This is a genomic window from Caballeronia hypogeia, from assembly GCF_001544875.2.
In the GTDB taxonomy this organism is placed as follows: Bacteria; Pseudomonadota; Gammaproteobacteria; order Burkholderiales; family Burkholderiaceae; genus Caballeronia; species Caballeronia hypogeia.
This window is the reverse complement of record NZ_FCOA02000002.1, coordinates 475,823-493,129: the sequence shown is the minus strand read 5'-3', so window position 1 is coordinate 493,129 and position 17,307 is coordinate 475,823. Positions and strand designations below refer to the sequence as shown.

The following is a 17,307-nucleotide window of genomic DNA, read 5'->3' as shown; positions in this document are numbered from 1 at the left end:
AATCATGTCAGAGCGTGATTTCCTCGAACTGGACGAACGCTTCAACCGGTGCGTGCGCCGCAGCGAGAAAGTGCAGCAACTCTTCACCGGATGCCGCTGGGCCGAAGGTCCGGTGTACGTGCCCGCCGGCCGCTATCTTCTGTGGAGCGATATCCCGAACGATCGCGTGCTGCGCTGGGACGAAACCGATGGCAGCGTGAGCGTTTTCGTGCCGTCGTCGAACTATGCGAACGGCCACACGCTCGACCGCGAAGGACGCGTGCTGAGTTGCGAACACGGTTCGCGTTCCGTCACGCGCATCGAACACGACGGCAGCGTGACGACGCTCGCGTCCCACTATCAGGGCAAGCGGCTGAACAGCCCGAACGATGTCGTCGTGAAATCCGATGGCTCGATCTGGTTCACCGATCCCGCCTACGGCATCGACGACGACTTCGAAGGTCACGCCGCGTCCTCGGAAATCGGCGCGTGTCATGTTTATCGCATCGATGCGCAAACCGGCGAGTGCACGATCGTCGCCGATGACTTCGTGCGCCCGAACGGGCTCGCGTTCAGCACGGACGAGAAGCGGCTTTATATCGCCGACAGCGGCGTCACGCACCTGAAGGACGGCCCGCGCCATATCCGCGTGTTCGAGGTGCACGGACGCGAGTTGCGCGGCGGCGAAGTCTTCGCGACCTGCACGAATGGCATGTTCGACGGATTCCGTTTCGATGACGCCGGCCGCCTCTGGGCCGGCGCGGCCGATGGCGTGCATTGCCATCACCCCGACGGCACGCTGCTGGGCAAGATCCTCACGCCCGAACCCGTCGCCAATGTCGCGTTCGGCGGCCCGCAAAACAACCAGCTTTTCATTTGCGCGACGACCTCGCTTTACGCGGTGAGGCTGCCTGTCACCGGCGCACGCAGGCCCGCCGCTCCATCCGAAAACGAATCGACAAGGAGCAACCCGTGACCGCACGCATCCACGCGACGTACTGGCTCGAAACCGGCGTCGACCCGCAGCTTGCCGCCGAGACAATTGCGGGCGAGCAGTCGAGCGGCACCTTCGTCGCGCTGCCCAACGAGACGCCCGAGCTCAAGGCGCGATCGGGCGCGCGCGTCGAGCGTCTGGAAGTGCTGGGCCACAGCGACAAGCCGAGCCTCACCGGCGGCATTCAATCGAAGCGCCATACGCAGTGCGTTCTGGAGCTGTCGTGGCCGATCGAAAACTTCGGGCCGTCGCTGCCGAATCTGATGTCGACCATCGCGGGCAATCTGTTCGAGTTGCGGCAGGTGTCGGGCTTGCGGCTCACCGGCTTGCGCTTGCCGGCGTCCTTCGCGGCGGCCTATCCGGGGCCGGCGTTCGGCATCGAAGGCACGCGCAGGCTGTCTGGCGTCGCGCGCGGTCCGCTGATCGGCACGATCATCAAGCCGAGCGTCGGGCTCTCGCCGGAGGAAACCGCCGAGCAGGTAAAGGAGCTGGTGGCGGGCGGCATCGACTTCATCAAGGACGATGAATTGCAGGCCGACGGTTCGCACTGCCCGTTCGACGAACGCGTGCGCGCGGTGATGCGCGTCGTGAACGAGCACGCGGAACGGACCGGCAAGAAGGTGATGGTCGCGTTCAACGTGACGGGCGATCTCGATCAGATGAAGCGCCGTCACGATCTCGTGCTCGAACAGGGCGGAACATGCGTGATGGCCGTGCTGAACTCGGTCGGCGTAGTCGGCCTGCACGAGCTGCGCCGCCATAGCCAGTTGCCGATTCACGCGCATCGCGCGGGCTGGGGCTATCTGACGCGCAGCGAAGCGCTCGGCTGGGACTACGCGCCGTGGCAGATGCTTTGGCGTCTCGCGGGCGCGGATCACATGCACGTGAACGGCTTGCGCAACAAGTTCAGCGAACCCGATGAAAGCGTGATCGCGGCGGCGCGCGCGGTGCTCGCGCCGGTGATGAACGAAGCGCCGATGCACGCAATGCCCGTGTTCAGTTCGGGCCAGACCGGATTGCAAGCGGCCGATACGTATGCGGCAATCGGCTGCGCGGATTTGATCCATACGGCGGGCGGCGGCATCTTCGGTCATCCGCACGGCGTCGCGGCGGGCGTCGAGGCCTTGCGCGAATCATGGGTTGCGGCGATGGAAGGCGTGCCGCTCGAACGACATGCCGAGGGCAGTCGCGCGCTGAAGGGCGCGCTCGAATTCTGGAAGTGAGCTGTTGAGCTTGATGAACGCTGGTCCCTATAACGAAACACAAAGGAGACAGACATGAAAGCATCGAAGCACTTGCTCGCGCTCGCGTTGGCTGCTTGCGCGGTCGTCGGCACGACGAGCGCGCAGGCGGCGAACCTGATCGCCATCATCACGCCGTCGCACGACAATCCGTTCTTCAAGGCCGAAGCCGATACCGCCGATGCGCGCGCCAAGGCCCTCGGCTACAGCACCATCGTGCTGGTCCACGACGACGACGCCAACAAGCAGTCGCAACTCGTCGATACGGCGATCGCGCGGGGTGCGAAGGCCATCGTGCTCGACAACGCCGGTTCGGAAGCGTCGATCTCCGCTGTCAAGAAGGCGAAGGACGCGGGTATTCCATCGTTTCTGATCGACCGCGAAATCAACGCGACGGGCATCGCGGTGTCGCAGATCGTCTCCAACAACTATCAGGGCGCGCAACTGGGCGGCCGCGCGTTCGTCAAGGCGCTGGGCGAGAAGGGCAACTACGTCGAGCTGGTCGGGCGTGAGTCGGATATCAACGCGGGGATTCGCTCGAAGGGCTATCACGACGTGATCGACCAGTTCCCGAACATGAAGATGGTCGAGCGGCAATCCGCCAACTGGAGCCAGACAGAAGCGTATCGCGTGATGGAAACCATCCTGCAGAGCCATCCGGATATCAAAGGCGTGATCGCCGGCAACGACACCATGGCGATGGGCGCTTCCGCCGCGCTGAAGGCCGCCAAGCGTTCCGACGTGATCGTGGTCGGCTTCGACGGCAGCAACGACGTGCGCGATGCGATCAAGCGCGACGAGATTCGCGCCACCGTGCTGCAGCCCGCCGCACAGGCTGCGAACGAAGCCGTCGAGCAGGCCGACAAGTATCTGAAAACCGGCGCGACCGGCAAACCCGAGAAGCAGCTCATCAACTGTTCGCTGATTACGAAGGCGAACGCGGGCAAGCTCGACATGTTCGCGTTGCGCTGAACCTCGGCGCTGTGGGGCGCATCGGCGCTCCGCGGCGCGCCTTCCATTCGCGGTGCGGCATGAGGTGAACACATGAGAGGTTGCATCTGCGGCGCGCTCGTCGTCATGGTGATGAGCGGCGCATTGCACGGCTGCAAGCTGGTGAAGCACGACGCCCAGGCGTCGAAGCGCTCGCGCGATGCGTACGCATCGGCGGGCTACGATCCCAATGCGATGGTCGCCTCGATGTGGAGCACGAAGATCGTGCCCGATATCGACAAGCGCGCCACCGACTACAAGACCTTGCGCGACGCGATCAAGGCCGACCCCGACGCGGCCGGCCACAAGTACGGCTATCGCGGCAAGGACGACAGCGCGCCGTGGAATTTCCCGACGAAGCTGCACGGCAAGATCGTGGAAGTCGATACGCAATCGAGCCAGGGCACCGTGGGCGTGGATGTCGATGGCGACGGCAAGGCCGATGTGATCGTCGATATCGGACCGACCGTGCTCGGCACGACCTTGCGCGACACGCTCGACTTCATCGACTTCGCGAGCTTTCGCAATCAAATTGAATATGCGCAATTCGGCACCGCGCTCAACGGCTATGCGGCCACGCACGTGATGAAGCCGCTGCCGCGCGACGCGCTTCAGGGCAAGGAAATCACGGTGACGGGCGCCTTCTCCTACGACTCGTCGGCGGAACAGCCCGAAGTCGTGCCGCTTGCGGTTGCGCTGGGAGAGAAGCCATGAGCGCCGACGATGTCGTGCTTAACGTCGAGGGCGTGACGAAGGTATATCCCGGCACCATCGCGCTGAAGGAAGTCGATTTCGCGGTGCGGCGCGCGGCCGTGAACGTGCTCGTCGGCGAGAACGGCGCGGGCAAGTCCACGCTGATGAAGATCATCGCGGGCGCAGAGAGGCCCACGTCGGGACGACTCGTGCTCGATGGCGAACCGGTCGAGCTGCAAAGCAGCGCGGATGCGTTGCGGCGCGGCATCGGCATCGTGTATCAGGAACTCAACCTGTTCCCGAATCTTTCGATTGCCGAGAACGTGTTCATGGCGCACGAAATCACGCGTGCCGGCGTGGATATCGATGCAGGCGCGCAGCGTCGGCGCGTGCGCGAATTGCTGAAGCGGCTCGAACTCGATCTGAGCCCGGATACGCTCGTCGAGGATCTGCGCATCGGTCAGCAGCAACTGGTCGAGATCGCGAAGGCGCTCGCGCACGACGCCCGCGTGCTGATTCTCGACGAACCCACTTCGGCGCTGAGCGCGGCGGAAGTGGACGTGCTGTTCAGGGTGATCGCTGAGCTGAAGGCGCATGGCGTGGCGATCGTCTATATCTCGCATCGGCTCGAAGAGCTGATCCGCATCGGCGACTTCATCACGGTGCTGCGCGACGGCCGCATCACCGGCCATCAGCCGATGGTGAACGTCGACGTGCCGTGGATCGTGCGACAGATGGTCGGGCGCGATACGAAGGATTTCTCGCGTCCCATTGGCCACACGCGCGGCAAGGAAGTGCTGAACGTGCGCGCCGTGTGTCTGCCGGGCAAGGCGAAGGGCCTGACCGTCGATCACGTTTCGCTTGCGCTGCATGCGGGCGAGATCGTCGGCATCTACGGTTTGATGGGCGCGGGGCGCTCGGAGTTGTTCGAATGCATTCTCGGCTGTCATCCGCTCGCAACAGGCGAGATCGTGCTGAATGGCAAGCCGCTGCAAGGCAAAAGCGTGGCGGGGCGCGTGGCCGCGGGCATCGCGATGATTCCCGAGGACCGCAAGAGCGACGCGCTGCTGCCCGTGCTTTCGATCGGCGAGAACATGACGATTGCGAGTCTCGGCGAGTTCGCGCGCGGCTTTCACATCAGCACGGAGCGCGAGCAGCGTTCGATCGGCCAGCACATTCGTGAACTCGCGATCAAGGTCGCGGACTGGCGCCTGCCGGTCAGTTCGCTATCGGGCGGCAATCAGCAGAAGGTGGTGATCGCGCGCGCGCTGATGACCACGCCCACCGTCCTGCTGATGGATGAACCGAGCCGCGGCATCGACGTGGGCGCCAAGGCCGACATCTTCAAGGTCATGCGCGATCTCGCGGTGAAAGGGCTCGGCATTCTGTTCGTCACGTCGGATCTGGAAGAAGTGATGGCGCTGTCCGACCGCATCCTGGTGATGTCGAACGGCCGCGTGACAGCGGAATTCGAAGCCGCCGAGGCGACCCAGGACGCGCTCGTCGCCGCATCGGCTATCGGGCATCGCGCGGCTCGCGCGGATGCGTCCATCGACACAATCAACGCATGAGGAAACCTGCATGGCGATCATCATGAAGGGCGAGGCACCCGGCGCCGGCTTGAGCGCCGCACCGCTGCTGTTGCTGCTCAAGCTGCGCACGTTCATCGCGCTGTTCGCGGTGGCGATCTTCTTCTCGTTCGCGGCTCATAACTTCCTGAGCTGGGAGAACCTGCTCATCATGTCGCGTCACGTCGCGCTCAACGCGTTCCTCGCGATCGGCATGACCTTCGTGATCGTCGCGGGCGGCATCGATCTGTCGGTGGGGTCGATCGTCGGGCTGTCGGGCATGGTGGCGGGCGGGCTGATCCTCAACGGCATTCCGATAGGCGAGGAATACACGCTCTATCTGAGCGTGCCCGAAGTGGTCGTGGTCGCGTTGCTGACGGGCGTGGCCGTCGGCGCGATCAACGGGCTGCTCATCACGCGGCTGAACGTCGCGCCGTTCATCGCGACGCTCGGCACGCTGTATATCGCGCGGGGCGCGGCGTTGCTGTCGTCGAACGGCGAGACCTTTCCGAACCTCACCGGCAATCCCGACTACGGCACGACCGGCTTTCCGGTGATCGGCGGCGCGAGCATCGCGGGCATACCGTTGACTATCTGGCTGCTGGTCTTGGTCGGCCTCGCTGCCGCGTATATCGCGGGACGCACGCCGCTCGGACGGCAGATCTATGCCGTGGGCAGCAACGAGCGCGCGGCGCAACTCTCCGGCGTGCGCGTGAACCGCGTGAAGATGTTCGTCTACATGTTCTCGGGCTTTTGCGCGGCGATCGTCGGGCTCATCATTTCGTCGGAACTCGTCGCCTCGCATCCGATGAGCGGCGAAACCTTCGAGCTCAACGCGATCGCGGCGGCGGTGCTCGGCGGCACATCGATGTCGGGCGGGCGCGGCAAGATCGGCGGCACGATAATCGGCGCGTTCGTGATCGGCATTCTGTCGGACGGTCTCGTGATGATGGGCGTGAGCGCGTTCTGGCAGACCGTCATCAAGGGCGTGGTGATCGTGGCGGCGGTGGTCGTCGATCAGATTCAGCGGCGCGTGCAGCAACGTTTCGCGTTGCAAAAGCAGGCCGCGACGGGGGCGTGAAGCGATGACGATATTCAAAGGCGCATTGATCGGTTGCGGGTTCTTCTCGCGCAATCATGTGCACGCGTGGCGCGAGATGTCGGATGTGAGGATCGTCGCGCTGTGCGATGCCGATGAGTCGCGGCTTCAGGCTGCCGGCCGCGAGTTCGGCATCGCGCGTCTGTACACGGACGCCGCCGCGATGCTGCGCGACGAAGCGCTCGATTTCGTCGATATCGCGACGACCGTTTCGAGCCACCGGGCGCTGGTCGAACTCGCCGCGAGCGCGAAGGTCGCGGCGATCTGTCAGAAGCCGTTCGCGCGCTCGCTCGACGACGCCCGCGCCATGGTCGGTGCATGCCGCAACGCCGGCGTGCCGTTGATGGTGCATGAAAACTTCCGCTGGCAGAGCGCGATTCAGGCGGTTGGCGCAGCCTTGCATGGCGGCGTGATCGGCACGCCTTTCTGGGGACGCGTGTCGTTCCGATCGGGATTCGATGTATTCAGCGGCCAGCCGTATCTCGCGGAGCAGGAGCGATTCATCGTGGAAGATCTGGGCATTCATGTGCTCGATATCGCGCGCTATCTGTTCGGCGATGTAGAGCGGCTTTGCGCGAGCACGTCGAGCGTGAATCCGTCGATCAAGGGTGAGGACGTCGCGACCATCATGCTGAGTCACGAGCAGGGCGTGAACAGCATCGTCGACTGCAGTTATGCGACGCGGCTGCCGCGCGAGTTGTTTCCCCAGACGCTCATCGAAGTGGATGGTTCGGCGGGGACGCTGCGGCTGTTCGCGGATTATCGCTTGCAGATCCATTCCGGCGAGGGCACGGAAATCCGCGACGTCGCGCCGCGTGCGCTGTCGTGGATGAGCACGCCCTGGGAAGCGATTCAGGGCAGCGTGGCGAGCATTCAGGCGCACTGGATCGACTGTCTGCGCAGCGGTCTCGAACCCGCGACGAGCGGCCGCGACAATCTCGAGACGCTCGCGCTCGTCGAGGCGACTTATCTGTCGGCGCGGGAAGCGCGCAGTGTCGATATGTCGGAGTTCAGAAAGGAGGCGCGATGAGCGTGAATGTCGCGATGGCGCGCTACGGCACGACGCAAGCGGTGGAAGAAGAGCGGCGCATGCAGGCAGGACCGTGGTCGGCGCTTCTGATCGACGGCGCACTGCGCGACATTCGTTATCGCGATGTCGAAGTGATCCGCTCGGTCGCGTTCGTCGTTCGCGACAAGGACTGGGGTACCTGCCGGCCGATGCCGACCGGTATCGCGATCGATGAGAATGAGCGCGAGTTTCGCATTCGCTATCGTGCGCGATGTGCGAATCCCGATGGGCATGCGCTCTCCTACGACCTCTCCATCGTCTGCGACGCCGGTGGCGCGCTGAGCTTCGATGCGTCGGTGACCGCGCATGACGCGTTTCTCACGGCGCGTTGCGGCTTCTGCGTGCTGCATCCTGTCGACGGCGTGGCGGGCGCATCCGCTCGCGTCGAACATGGAGACGGCACGCGCGAGGCGTCCGCGTTTGCGCAACTGATCGATCCGTGGCAGCCGTTCATGGACATCCGCTCGATCGAACACGATCTCGCGTGCGGGTTCACGGTGCGATGTGCATTCACGGGCGACGTGTTCGAGATGGAAGACCAGCGCAACTGGTCGGATGCATCGTTCAAGACCTATTCGCGGCCGCTCGCCTTGCCGTGGCCCTATACGCTCGATGCGGGCGTGACGGAAAATCAGAGCGTCACGCTGAGGGTGGATGCAGGGAACGACGCGCGGGATTCGTCATCCGCGGCGCGGAACGAGCGCGTGACGATCACGCTGGATACTGCACAAGACGCGTTCGAAACGATGCCTGCGCTCGGCGTGGCAATCGCGGCAGGCGAGATAGACGACGCGCTCGCGCATCTCGATCTGCTCGAGGAGCTCGCGCCGCGTCAACTCACGCTTTCATTCGATCCGACGTCGGGTCACGGCGTGCGCGAACTCGAACGATTCGCCGAATTGCAGCGGCGTTCGCGTATCGACGCTGTGCTTGAATATGCGCTGCCCGGCGTCGATGAACCGTGCGCCGAACTCGATGCGCTATCCGTCATGATCGAGGCGGCGACGCTTCGAATCGTGGGTATCGTCGTCAGTCCGTCGGTGCATCGACAGTCGAATCCGCCAGGAAGCATCAGCCCGCCGTGCCCGCCGCTCGACGAGGTGTATCGCGCCGCGCGCCGGGCCTTTCCGGCGCTGCGAATCGGCGGCGGCATGCTCAGTTATTTCACCGAGCTCAATCGCAAGCGTCCGCCGCTGGAACTCGTCGACTGGACGACGCACGCGACCTGTCCCATCGTCCACGCAGCCGACGATCGCAGCGTCATGCAAACGCTCGAAGCCATTCCGCACATCGCGCGTTCGTGCCGCGCGCTGATCGGCGAGCAGGCATATGCGATCGGTCCGGTGTCGATCGGCATGCGGCAGAATCCATACGGTTCGCGCGTGATGCCGAATCCAAATGGCGAACGCATCGCGATGGCGAGCTTCGACCCGCGACAGACCGCGTTGTTCGGCGCTGCGTGGCTGGCGGGTTATGCCGCAGCGCTGGAGGGCGCGCGCGTCGAGACCTTTACCCTCGGTGCGCTGACTGGCGAGCGCGGTCTCGCCGACGTCGCGGACGGCGTGAAGCGCTATCCGATGTTCGCAGTGGCCCGCGCGCTCGCTGCGATGGCGGGATGGAACAGGATCGCGGCGGTGTCGAATGATCGCGCCGGAATCGCTTGCGTGGCTGCGCGTAATGCACAAGGGCAAATGCGTGTGGTGATCGCCAATCTGACCGGCAAGCCGCGCGAGTTGCGGCTCGAATTTCGAAATGTCGATGCATCTTTCGAAGCGTTGCTGATCGACGAAGAGGGTGCGCGCGAGACGGAGATCGATACTCCACGGCCGATATTATTGCGGCCATATGCCTGCATGATTTCGACTTAGTTTCAGATCCCGATTTCAAATCCTCCCCGGCCGATAATTGTTTCGGCCCCACACCTGCTTTATTGCGACCTGCTCGCTTGCGAGCCGCTCGTGGAATCGGTCACCATACCGATTCCACGCACATCCTCAAGTTTCTCTCCCTTCAAGCCGTTATCCCGGACGACAGCCTGATTCCAAGGAATCAGGTGCGGCCTCGGGCTTTGCATATCCGGTGAGTTCCCATCCCGATTCAAAAGCCCGAATTAGCTCATTAATCATCTTGCGACCTGCGCAAGATTCGATATCGGGTCAAGCATGAAACTCGTAGTTGCATTGTCTGCACTGACAATCGTTGCGGCCGGATGCGGTGGTGGTGGATCGGATGACAACTCGAGCGTGTCGGCCGCATCCGCGATCAATGCCGCGCAGGGTCTTTATGGCGGAACCGATGCGAACGACAACACCGTGGGCGGAGTCGTGCTCGATTCGGGCGCATTTTATTTCGTGTATGCGGACTCGTCCACCGATTCGCTAGGCCTGGTCCAGGGCACGGCATCCGCCGCGCACGGCACATTCCAGTCCAGCGACGCGCGCACGTTCGACATCAGCGGCAAAAGCGCCAGCGATACGCCGATCCTCGCGGGCTACAACGAAAAGAACAGCGTTCAGGGCGCGATTTACACGAGCGCGGCGAAACAGAGCAGCACCAAATTCAACGTGCTCTACGACGCAAACTACGAGCGTCCTGTCGCGCTGTCCGCCGTCGCGGGAAAATACTCGGGCTCGGCAGGATCGACGCGAGGCGGCGAGACCGCGACCTTCACGATAGGCGACGACGGTTCGATCAAAGGCGCGGGCGCGAGCGGCTGCACCTTCACGGGAACCGCGACGCCGCACGGCAACACCGACGTGCTCGATGCGACGATCACGTTCGGCCCGTCGCCTTGCTACTATTCCGGCGCGACGCTTTCGGGTGTCGTGTTCGTCAGCAACAATCAGTTGCTTGCGGCCTTGACGTTGCCGAATCGCTCGGATGCGTTCGTCGTCGCGGGATCGAAATGGCTGATGGCCACCGCCGCGGTCAGTGCGCGTTGATAAACGCGGTGACGTCGGCCAGCACCGGCGAGTCGCCAGGTCTCTCCGAGAAAGAATCGACGACCGTAGTGTGGCCGTAACCCGGATATTTTTTCAGTTCGACCGCGTCGTGATGCGCGCGTAACGCAGCCGCGAAACGATCGCTGTTGCGGGGATCGACATCGTCATCGTCGGTGCCGGCGCCGAGCAGCATCGGCGGTTCGTGTCCGGTGACGAGTTCCACGGGCAACGCGCGCTGACGTAGCGCCTGCGGAAAGATTACGTCCATGTGCGGGTCCGTCGTCGGGATAGCGGCATACGGACCCGCGAGTCCGATCATCCCGGCAAGCGACGCGTTCGAGACGCCGTGCGCGGCCAGATAGCGCGGATCGGTGGCCAGCATCGCCGCGATATGGGCGCCCGACGAATGCCCCATGATGAAGATGCGTTGCGGATCGCCGCCGAATTCGCGCGCGTGATCGCGCGCCCAGCGCACGGCGGCCGCGGGGTCGTCGAGAAAGGCCGGAAAGACCGCGTCCGGATAGCTGCGATAGTCCGCCGCGATCGCGACGAATCCCTGCGCGGCGAGCGCGCTCGCCACGCCGCGTGAATCCGAACGTTGCCCGCTTTGCCACGCGCCGCCGTAGAAATACACGACCACCGGCCGGTTCGTGCGTGGGCCGGTATCGGGTGCATACACGTCGAGCCGCTGACGCGGCCCCGTTCCATAAGCGATTCCGCCTGAATTGTCATGCTCGCGCGCCAACGCTGCGATTACGCCAGCCGCACATGCGACCAGTGACAGCGAAAGGAATTTGCGTCTCGTCGTTGCAGCCATATTGCCTTCAACCCTGCTCGTGATGTTCCTGTCGTATTAAACGGGCGACGAGCAGGACTGTACGTGCGGAATGCATCGTTCGGAGCGTTAGGTATCGGCGGCATCGGCCAAAGATCAGCGCAGTGTGCGTCGAATCGCAGCTTCTACGTTGGCCGGCATTCCGAGGCGTACCAGTGATCGACCAGGCGCTGGGCCTGTTGCAGATCGTCCGGATAGTACGGATCGAAGAACGGCGACGGGTCGTAGCCCGCCTTGCGCAGCGCCGACAACTCGCTCATGTTGCGCGCGTGCGTGGGCGGCGCGTTGCTCTTGAGCGCCGTGAGATCGCGGCACTCCGTTGCGCTCAGATGCGGCGCGCCGGGCGGCATGCCGCCGCTCACGCATGCGGTGAGCAGGATCGACAGCGCGAGAACCGTCGGCCAGCGGATCGGCGAGATTTTCATTTCCTGGTCCTTTCAGTCGAGTAATGCACGCGGATACATCAACAAAATAACGCATGCAATTGGGGTTCGGGCGGCTTGTGCTCGGAATTCTCTTACCCAACACTTCATTTCATTCCGGTTGGCCAGATGTCTGTCTGATATATCGGACAGATACCGGAGTAAGACGCGATCGCCCTGTATGCGTCAAACAGTTCTGGAACCGGTTCCTAATTCCACTTTTCCATCAGGACGTGCACATGAAACTCTCGATCATCGGCGCCAGAACTGTCTCTCTGCTGGTCATTGCCGGGGCGCTGGCCTTGTCGGCGTGCACCAAGGTTTCCACGCCCGCCGAAGGCGGGGCGCCGGGCGCGGCGGCGGGTTCTACGCTTCAGACGGTCTTGCAGCGCGGCACGCTGCGCGTCGGCGACTGCCTGACGTTCGCGCCGTTCGGCTTCTACGACAAGGATGGCCAGCCGGACGGCTACGACGTCGATCTGGCCAAAGAGCTCGCCAAGCAGATGGGCGTGAAGCTCGAAGTGGTGAACACGACGAGCGCGAACCGGATTCCGAACCTGCAGACCAGCAAGGTCGATGTCGTGTTCTGCAACTTCACGCGCAATCTGGAGCGCGCGAAGGTCATCGAATTCACGACGCCGTACGTGGTCGCCAGTGAAGCGTTGCTGGTCAAGAAGAGCAGCGGGATTCAGTCGGTCAAGGACATGGGCAATCGCACCATCGCGACGGTGAAGGGTTCGACCAACGGCGACGAAGTCCGCGCGCTGGGCATTCCGGTGAAGATCCAGGAGTACGACAGCTCGCAGGCCGCGATTCTTGCCGTGAAGCAGGGCCAGGCGGACGCGATGATCGAGGACAACAACTTCCTCGCGTATCAGGCGAAGCTCGATCCCGAGCTGACCGTCACGAATGAAGCACTGGTGCCGCTCGAATACAACGCGTTCGGCGTGAAGCCTGGCGATCAGGCGTGGGTCAACTACCTGAACCTGTTCCTCTTCAACATCAACGCGTCGAAGCTGAACGCGCAGCTCTACAAGAAGTGGTTCGGCACCGATCCCCGTTATCCGCTCAATCCGCAGTTCTGAGCCGGGGAAAACGTGATGTCGATATCGCATGAGACCGGAACGATGCGGAGGCTCGGATGAGTTATCAGTGGCTAACCTTGTGGGGCTATGTGCCCGAGTTCCTGAAAGCCGGCTGGCTGACGCTGCAGGTGACGCTGCTTGCGTTCGTGCTCGCGGTGTTGCTCGGGCTGGTGACGGCGCTGGCCAGCATGTCGCCGATGGGCGTCGTCCGCTTCATCGCGCGGGCTTACGTCGAAATCATCCGCAATACGCCGGTGCTGCTGCAGATCTTCATCGTGTTCTTCGGCCTGCCTTCTGCGGGCATTGCGCTCGATGCGTACTGGGCGGGCGTGATCGCGCTGGGGCTGAACGTCGGCGCGTATCTGTCGGAGGTGTTTCGCGCGGGCATACAGTCGGTGCCGCGCGGGCAGATCGAAGCGGCGGGCATTCTCGGCCTCGAACGCGGACAGATCTTCAGCGAGATCGTGTTGCCGCAAGCGGCGCGCGCGGTGTATCCGGCGATCGTCAATTACCTGATTCAACTGCTGCTCGGCACGTCGCTGTTGTCCGCCATCGCATTGCCGGAACTGACCGGCACCGCGACCGTCATCAACTCGCGCACGCTGCTTTATATCCAGACGTTCGCGGTGGTGCTCGTCGCGTATCTGGTGCTGAGCAACGTGCTGTCGTGGCTCGCGGGCCTCTTCGGCGCGCGGGTGTTTCATCCGCCGCTGGTCGTACGGCCGCGCGCGCGCTTCGGCGGCCTTGGCTTGCGCCGCGCGAATCGCGCCTGATGCACGCAACGGAGTCGGAACATGTCAATTGAATTGCTCAGAACCAGTCTGTCGATCCTGCTTCAGGGTCTCGTGACGACGTTGCTGCTGTCCATCGCGTCGATCGTCGGCGGCACGCTGATCGGCTTGCTGGCCGCCGTGCTGCGCTCGTTCGGACCGTGGGGCACGGATCGCGTCGCGAGACTCTATACAGAGCTCTTTCGCGGCACGCCCGTTTTGATCACGCTGATGTTCATCTACTTCGGCGTCTCTTACTTCGGTTACGCGATCGATGTGTTCGCCGCAGGCGTGATCGGCCTCTCGGTGTACCAGGGCGCGTATATCGCCGAGGTGTTCCGCGCCGGGATCGAGGCGGTGCCGAAGGGTCAGTGGGAAGTCTCGCAGATTCTAGGTCTGTCGCGCACTCAGGCGTTTGCGTTCGTCGTGCTGCCGCAGACCGGCAGGATCGTACTGCCGCCGCTGATCGGCCAGTATCTCTCGCTCATCAAGGACACGTCGATCGTCAGCATGATCGGCATGTCCGAGCTGATGCACGGCGGCCAGGCGATCGTCGATCGCATCGGCAAGCCGGTGGAGATCTACGGGCTCGTCGCAGTTATCTATTTCGTCGTGTGCTTCCCGCTTTCGCAATGGGTGCGCCACCATGACCGCAGGAGATTGTCGTGAACGATCAAGGCCAGACCAAGTCCATCATCTCGCTTTCGGGCGTCAGCAAGGCGTTTGGAGCCACGCGCGTGCTCAACGAGATCAATCTCGAGGTGCGCGCGGGCGAAGTGCTCGTGCTCATTGGCGCATCGGGTTCGGGCAAGAGCACGGTGCTGCGCATCATGGCGGGCCTCGAAACCACGGACTCGGGCGAAGTATGGGTCAACCAGGTGCCGCTGCACGATCCGAAGCGCGCGCGGGAGATTCGCGGTCACGTCGGCATGGTGTTCCAGCAGTTCAATCTGTTTCCGCACAAGACCGCGCTCGGCAATGTGACGCTCGCGCTGATCAAGGCGCGCAAGATGAGTCCCGTCGATGCCCGCAAGCGCGCAATGGAAGTGCTCGATCGCGTCGGACTCGCGGAACGCGCGGACCATTACCCTAGCCAGTTGTCCGGCGGACAGCAGCAGCGCGTCGCGATCGCGCGGGCGCTCGCGGTCGAGCCGGGCATCATGTTCTTCGATGAAGCGACCTCGGCGCTCGATCCCGAACTCGTCGGCGAAGTGACCGAAGTGATGCGCGGACTCGCGCGCGACGGCATGACGATGGTCGTCGTCACGCATGAGATGGGCTTCGCACGCAAGACCGCGGACCGCGTCGTGTTCATGGACCGTGGCGTGATCGCGGAGCAGGGCGAGCCGGAGCAGATCTTCGTCAATCCCGCGAACGAACGCACCCGGCAGTTCCTGCATCGCGTGCTCGATCATTGATGCAGCGGATGAACGTGGCGCGTTGGCATATCCAGACCGTACACTCGCGTTACTCGAAACCAATGCACTGACGGAGTGAATGCATGGCAGTTACAGAATCATCGCGCGCGCGAGGCGTGGACAGGGTCATCGACATGTTCCGGCAATTGCATCTCGCGCAGCGTCCCATGACCATGCGCGAGCTGATCGAAGCCACGGGTGCGCCGCGCTCGAGCATCTATGAACTGGTCGCGATTCTCGCCGAAGTGGGCTGGCTCGAGACATCGGCCGATGGCAGCGTCTTCTTCGGACGGGAGATGCATTACTACGGCTCGGACTACGCGACTCATAATGATCTCATCAGCCGCGCGCATCAGTCGATTCTCGCGCTGGTTCGCAAGTACGACGAGACCACGCAGTTGTGCATGCTCGAAGGTAACAAGTACACGGTGGTGCTGTCCGAGAACAGCGCGCGGCCGTTCAATATCAGCTCGGACATTGGCGTGAGAGTGGCTATTCCGTGGACCGCGACCGGACGCCTTTTGCTCGGCCACATGAACGCGGACGAAATCCGCGCATTGATTCCCGAGGAGGATTTCACGCTCGACAACGGCGTGCGTATCGACTTCGATGAATTCATGCGCGACGTGCAGATCGCGAAGGACCTGGGTTATTGCTGCACCGAAGGACTGTCGAACGCATTTCGCCTGTGCATGGCGGCGCCCGTGCGCGATCGCGCCGGCCTGCCGATCGCGGCGCTGTGCTTCATGACGGGACGCGATACCGACCCTGAACGGCGTCAGGCGATGCTCGACGATCTTCTGCAATCGGCGAAGGCGCTGTCGCAACGATAGCGCGCGTGGACGTTAGCGTCGGCGTCTTTCACTTTGATATCGGCCAGAGAACATGACAGGGCAAGTCGCGAATGATGATGACGAAGGCACACTTCAGGCGCAGCTTCGGCGGATAAGTGAACTCGAAGAAGAGAACACGGCGCTCAGGGAAGTGAACGACCTGTTGCGCAAGGCCGTCGCGTATTACGCACCGGTGAGTGCAGCGTTGTTTCCGCGCGATGACGCCTAGAGCGGCTCAGGCGGCCTGCGCAGGAACATCGTCGGGTGTTGCGCCGATATTCTCGTCGGCGACCGATGTAAAGGCCTGCGCCGCCGCACGCGCCGCGACCTTTCTCGTCCTGCCCGCGCGTGACGGCGGCTGACAAGCGCCGCACACGACGCCTCGCTGCAAGTCGTGCTTGTGCGCGACGAACTTGCCGGTGCATCGGCAGCACGGTGTGAGTTGCAGCATCTCGGCCTCGAAGAAGCGCACTAGGGTCCAAGCGCGCGTGAGATCCAGCACGGGTTCGGCATCGTTACGGACGCAATGTTCGAGATACAACCGATAACCCTTGGTCAGCGCATCGAGATGCGAGCAACTCGCTTCTTTCTTCATGAAGAGATACGTATTGAAGAACAGCGATGCATGGATGTTCGGCAGCCACGGCATGTACCAGTCGGCCGAAAACGGCAACATGCCCTTCGGCGGTGACACGCCTCGCACTTCGCGATAAAGCCTGATCAGACGTTCGCGGGACAGCGCCAGTTCGCTCTCGAGCACTTGCATCCGCGCGCCGAGTTCGATCAGCGCGACCGCGCGAAACACTTCTTGCGCGTCTTCGGTCACGGTTTTTTTGTTCATCGCGCTCATGATGTGTCGGGCCTCAGGTGAACTCCGCGATATGCTGGCCCGCCATCAGAATGGCCGCATGCGTGGAGGCGATATCTGCGTGTCTGGGAGGCTGCGTGAGCGCGCTCAGCAGCCGATGATCGTTGAAGCGGAACGCGCACAGCAATTGATCCGATGACGCCAGTTTCGCGACCTGAGGCAGCGAGAGATTAGCCAGCAGATCGGCGACTTCAGCGGACAACGCGAGTCGGAACATGCCGATCGCACGATCCTCACGCAAAAGACGCTGCGCCAGAATGAGATAAGAAAGATTGATCTCGCGAATGATTTCCTGCGTTTCAGAAGTGCTCATGGATTGATCCATTTTCATTCTGGAGAGGAATGCCCCGCAGCGACTAAACGATAACAGTCTAGGCGGCGGCTTTTCGCAGATCAATACTCATACAAATAGAATTAATCAATAGGTAAGGGCGATCGGTTAATAGTTGGTATCCGCGACACAAGGCGGGGAACGGTCGTTGCGCGACACGCGGCGCGCAA

The 17,307-nt window shown here is 62.8% G+C and carries 19 protein-coding genes; 15 read left to right on the top strand and 4 right to left on the bottom strand.

Annotation, left to right across the window (positions count from 1 at the left end; genetic code table 11):
* Nucleotides 1–4 precede the first annotated feature (4 nt).
* The 9 genes from AWB79_RS05510 to AWB79_RS05470 all read left to right on the top strand — a co-directional run bounded on the left by AWB79_RS05510 (nucleotide 5) and on the right by AWB79_RS05470 (nucleotide 10,575).
* Nucleotides 5–955: an SMP-30/gluconolactonase/LRE family protein gene (locus tag AWB79_RS05510; RefSeq protein ID WP_061166352.1), complete on the top strand. Its 951-nt coding sequence runs from the start codon at nucleotides 5–7 to the stop codon at nucleotides 953–955.
* Nucleotides 952–2,196 carry a ribulose-bisphosphate carboxylase large subunit family protein gene (locus AWB79_RS05505; protein ID WP_061166351.1) on the top strand — a complete coding sequence of 415 codons (1,245 nt, stop codon included), beginning with the start codon at nucleotides 952–954 and terminating at the stop codon, nucleotides 2,194–2,196. The genes AWB79_RS05510 and AWB79_RS05505 overlap by 4 nt, the downstream gene beginning before the upstream one ends.
* 54 nt (nucleotides 2,197–2,250) lie before the next feature.
* On the top strand, nucleotides 2,251–3,186 hold the full coding sequence (locus AWB79_RS05500) for a D-ribose ABC transporter substrate-binding protein (protein ID WP_061166350.1): 936 nt from the start codon (nucleotides 2,251–2,253) through the stop codon (nucleotides 3,184–3,186).
* A gap of 72 nt (nucleotides 3,187–3,258) precedes the next feature.
* Nucleotides 3,259–3,918, top strand: a complete 660-nt coding sequence (locus AWB79_RS05495; protein ID WP_061166349.1) for a DUF2291 family protein — start codon at nucleotides 3,259–3,261, stop codon at nucleotides 3,916–3,918.
* Nucleotides 3,915–5,468: a sugar ABC transporter ATP-binding protein gene (locus AWB79_RS05490; RefSeq protein ID WP_061166348.1), complete on the top strand. Its 1,554-nt coding sequence runs from the start codon at nucleotides 3,915–3,917 to the stop codon at nucleotides 5,466–5,468. The genes AWB79_RS05495 and AWB79_RS05490 overlap by 4 nt, the downstream gene beginning before the upstream one ends.
* Nucleotides 5,469–5,478: 10 nt before the next feature.
* Nucleotides 5,479–6,546 carry an ABC transporter permease gene (locus AWB79_RS05485; RefSeq protein ID WP_061166347.1) on the top strand — a complete coding sequence of 356 codons (1,068 nt, stop codon included), beginning with the start codon at nucleotides 5,479–5,481 and terminating at the stop codon, nucleotides 6,544–6,546.
* A 4-nt stretch (nucleotides 6,547–6,550) separates the two neighbouring features.
* Nucleotides 6,551–7,594: a Gfo/Idh/MocA family protein gene (locus AWB79_RS05480; RefSeq protein ID WP_061166346.1), complete on the top strand. Its 1,044-nt coding sequence runs from the start codon at nucleotides 6,551–6,553 to the stop codon at nucleotides 7,592–7,594.
* Entirely contained in the window at nucleotides 7,591–9,501 is a 1,911-nt protein-coding gene (gene apnL, locus AWB79_RS05475; RefSeq protein WP_061166345.1) for a D-apionate lactonase, read from the top strand. Before AWB79_RS05480 ends, apnL begins: the two co-directional genes overlap by 4 nt.
* A 294-nt stretch (nucleotides 9,502–9,795) precedes the next feature.
* Entirely contained in the window at nucleotides 9,796–10,575 is a 780-nt protein-coding gene (locus AWB79_RS05470) for a hypothetical protein (protein ID WP_061166344.1), read from the top strand.
* Here the strand turns inward: AWB79_RS05470 and AWB79_RS05465 are convergent.
* Together AWB79_RS05465 and AWB79_RS05460 are read right to left on the bottom strand one after the other, a co-directional pair.
* On the bottom strand, nucleotides 10,562–11,392 hold the full coding sequence (locus tag AWB79_RS05465; RefSeq protein WP_061166343.1) for an alpha/beta hydrolase: 831 nt from the start codon (nucleotides 11,390–11,392) through the stop codon (nucleotides 10,562–10,564). The genes AWB79_RS05470 and AWB79_RS05465 overlap by 14 nt on opposite strands.
* A gap of 143 nt (nucleotides 11,393–11,535) precedes the next feature.
* Nucleotides 11,536–11,835, bottom strand: coding sequence for a DUF4148 domain-containing protein (locus AWB79_RS05460; RefSeq protein ID WP_061166342.1), 300 nt, complete (start codon nucleotides 11,833–11,835; stop codon nucleotides 11,536–11,538).
* A gap of 236 nt (nucleotides 11,836–12,071) precedes the next feature.
* Here AWB79_RS05460 and AWB79_RS05455 point away from each other — a divergent pair, with 236 nt between their 5' ends.
* The 6 genes from AWB79_RS05455 to AWB79_RS39995 all read left to right on the top strand — a co-directional run bounded on the left by AWB79_RS05455 (nucleotide 12,072) and on the right by AWB79_RS39995 (nucleotide 16,167).
* Complete coding sequence (locus tag AWB79_RS05455) at nucleotides 12,072–12,917, top strand: ABC transporter substrate-binding protein (RefSeq protein ID WP_061166341.1); 846 nt, start codon at nucleotides 12,072–12,074, stop codon at nucleotides 12,915–12,917.
* A gap of 56 nt (nucleotides 12,918–12,973) precedes the next feature.
* A complete protein-coding gene (locus AWB79_RS05450) occupies nucleotides 12,974–13,690 on the top strand; it encodes an amino acid ABC transporter permease (RefSeq protein WP_061166340.1) in 717 nt (238 codons plus the stop codon).
* A 21-nt stretch (nucleotides 13,691–13,711) separates the two neighbouring features.
* On the top strand, nucleotides 13,712–14,356 hold the full coding sequence (locus AWB79_RS05445; RefSeq protein ID WP_061166339.1) for an amino acid ABC transporter permease: 645 nt from the start codon (nucleotides 13,712–13,714) through the stop codon (nucleotides 14,354–14,356).
* The gene (locus tag AWB79_RS05440) at nucleotides 14,353–15,105 is read left to right on the top strand and encodes an amino acid ABC transporter ATP-binding protein (RefSeq protein ID WP_061166338.1); all 753 of its coding nucleotides are present in this window, start codon (nucleotides 14,353–14,355) and stop codon (nucleotides 15,103–15,105) included. Before AWB79_RS05445 ends, AWB79_RS05440 begins: the two co-directional genes overlap by 4 nt.
* Before the next feature lie 83 nt (nucleotides 15,106–15,188).
* Nucleotides 15,189–15,938: an IclR family transcriptional regulator gene (locus AWB79_RS05435; RefSeq protein ID WP_061166337.1), complete on the top strand. Its 750-nt coding sequence runs from the start codon at nucleotides 15,189–15,191 to the stop codon at nucleotides 15,936–15,938.
* A gap of 52 nt (nucleotides 15,939–15,990) precedes the next feature.
* The gene (locus AWB79_RS39995) at nucleotides 15,991–16,167 is read left to right on the top strand and encodes a hypothetical protein (protein WP_198398970.1); all 177 of its coding nucleotides are present in this window, start codon (nucleotides 15,991–15,993) and stop codon (nucleotides 16,165–16,167) included.
* 6 nt (nucleotides 16,168–16,173) lie between these two features.
* On the opposite strand, the gene flhC is transcribed toward AWB79_RS39995, so the two are convergent.
* Both flhC and flhD read right to left on the bottom strand, forming a co-directional pair.
* Nucleotides 16,174–16,779 carry a flagellar transcriptional regulator FlhC gene (gene flhC, locus AWB79_RS05430; RefSeq protein ID WP_061166498.1) on the bottom strand — a complete coding sequence of 202 codons (606 nt, stop codon included), beginning with the start codon at nucleotides 16,777–16,779 and terminating at the stop codon, nucleotides 16,174–16,176.
* Between the two features lie 22 nt (nucleotides 16,780–16,801).
* Nucleotides 16,802–17,131, bottom strand: a complete 330-nt coding sequence (gene flhD / locus AWB79_RS05425) for a flagellar transcriptional regulator FlhD (RefSeq protein WP_061166497.1) — start codon at nucleotides 17,129–17,131, stop codon at nucleotides 16,802–16,804.
* Nucleotides 17,132–17,307 lie beyond the last annotated feature (176 nt).

Excerpts from the sequence above, each read along its gene's own strand:
- AWB79_RS05495 (WP_061166349.1), top strand. The coding sequence starts at position 3,259 with ATGAGAGGTTGCATCTGCGGCGCGCTCGTCGTCATGGTGATGAGCGGC.
- flhC (WP_061166498.1), bottom strand. The coding sequence starts at position 16,779 with ATGAACAAAAAAACCGTGACCGAAGACGCGCAAGAAGTGTTTCGCGCG.
- AWB79_RS05490 (WP_061166348.1), top strand. The coding sequence starts at position 3,915 with ATGAGCGCCGACGATGTCGTGCTTAACGTCGAGGGCGTGACGAAGGTA.
- flhD (WP_061166497.1), bottom strand. The coding sequence starts at position 17,131 with ATGGATCAATCCATGAGCACTTCTGAAACGCAGGAAATCATTCGCGAG.
- AWB79_RS05445 (WP_061166339.1), top strand. The coding sequence starts at position 13,712 with ATGTCAATTGAATTGCTCAGAACCAGTCTGTCGATCCTGCTTCAGGGT.
- AWB79_RS05460 (WP_061166342.1), bottom strand. The coding sequence starts at position 11,835 with ATGAAAATCTCGCCGATCCGCTGGCCGACGGTTCTCGCGCTGTCGATC.
- AWB79_RS05455 (WP_061166341.1), top strand. The coding sequence starts at position 12,072 with ATGAAACTCTCGATCATCGGCGCCAGAACTGTCTCTCTGCTGGTCATT.
- AWB79_RS05470 (WP_061166344.1), top strand. The coding sequence starts at position 9,796 with ATGAAACTCGTAGTTGCATTGTCTGCACTGACAATCGTTGCGGCCGGA.
- AWB79_RS05465 (WP_061166343.1), bottom strand. The coding sequence starts at position 11,392 with ATGGCTGCAACGACGAGACGCAAATTCCTTTCGCTGTCACTGGTCGCA.
- apnL (WP_061166345.1), top strand. The coding sequence starts at position 7,591 with ATGAGCGTGAATGTCGCGATGGCGCGCTACGGCACGACGCAAGCGGTG.
- AWB79_RS05510 (WP_061166352.1), top strand. The coding sequence starts at position 5 with ATGTCAGAGCGTGATTTCCTCGAACTGGACGAACGCTTCAACCGGTGC.
- AWB79_RS05450 (WP_061166340.1), top strand. The coding sequence starts at position 12,974 with ATGAGTTATCAGTGGCTAACCTTGTGGGGCTATGTGCCCGAGTTCCTG.
- AWB79_RS05485 (WP_061166347.1), top strand. The coding sequence starts at position 5,479 with ATGGCGATCATCATGAAGGGCGAGGCACCCGGCGCCGGCTTGAGCGCC.
- AWB79_RS39995 (WP_198398970.1), top strand. The coding sequence starts at position 15,991 with ATGACAGGGCAAGTCGCGAATGATGATGACGAAGGCACACTTCAGGCG.
- AWB79_RS05500 (WP_061166350.1), top strand. The coding sequence starts at position 2,251 with ATGAAAGCATCGAAGCACTTGCTCGCGCTCGCGTTGGCTGCTTGCGCG.
- AWB79_RS05480 (WP_061166346.1), top strand. The coding sequence starts at position 6,551 with ATGACGATATTCAAAGGCGCATTGATCGGTTGCGGGTTCTTCTCGCGC.
- AWB79_RS05435 (WP_061166337.1), top strand. The coding sequence starts at position 15,189 with ATGGCAGTTACAGAATCATCGCGCGCGCGAGGCGTGGACAGGGTCATC.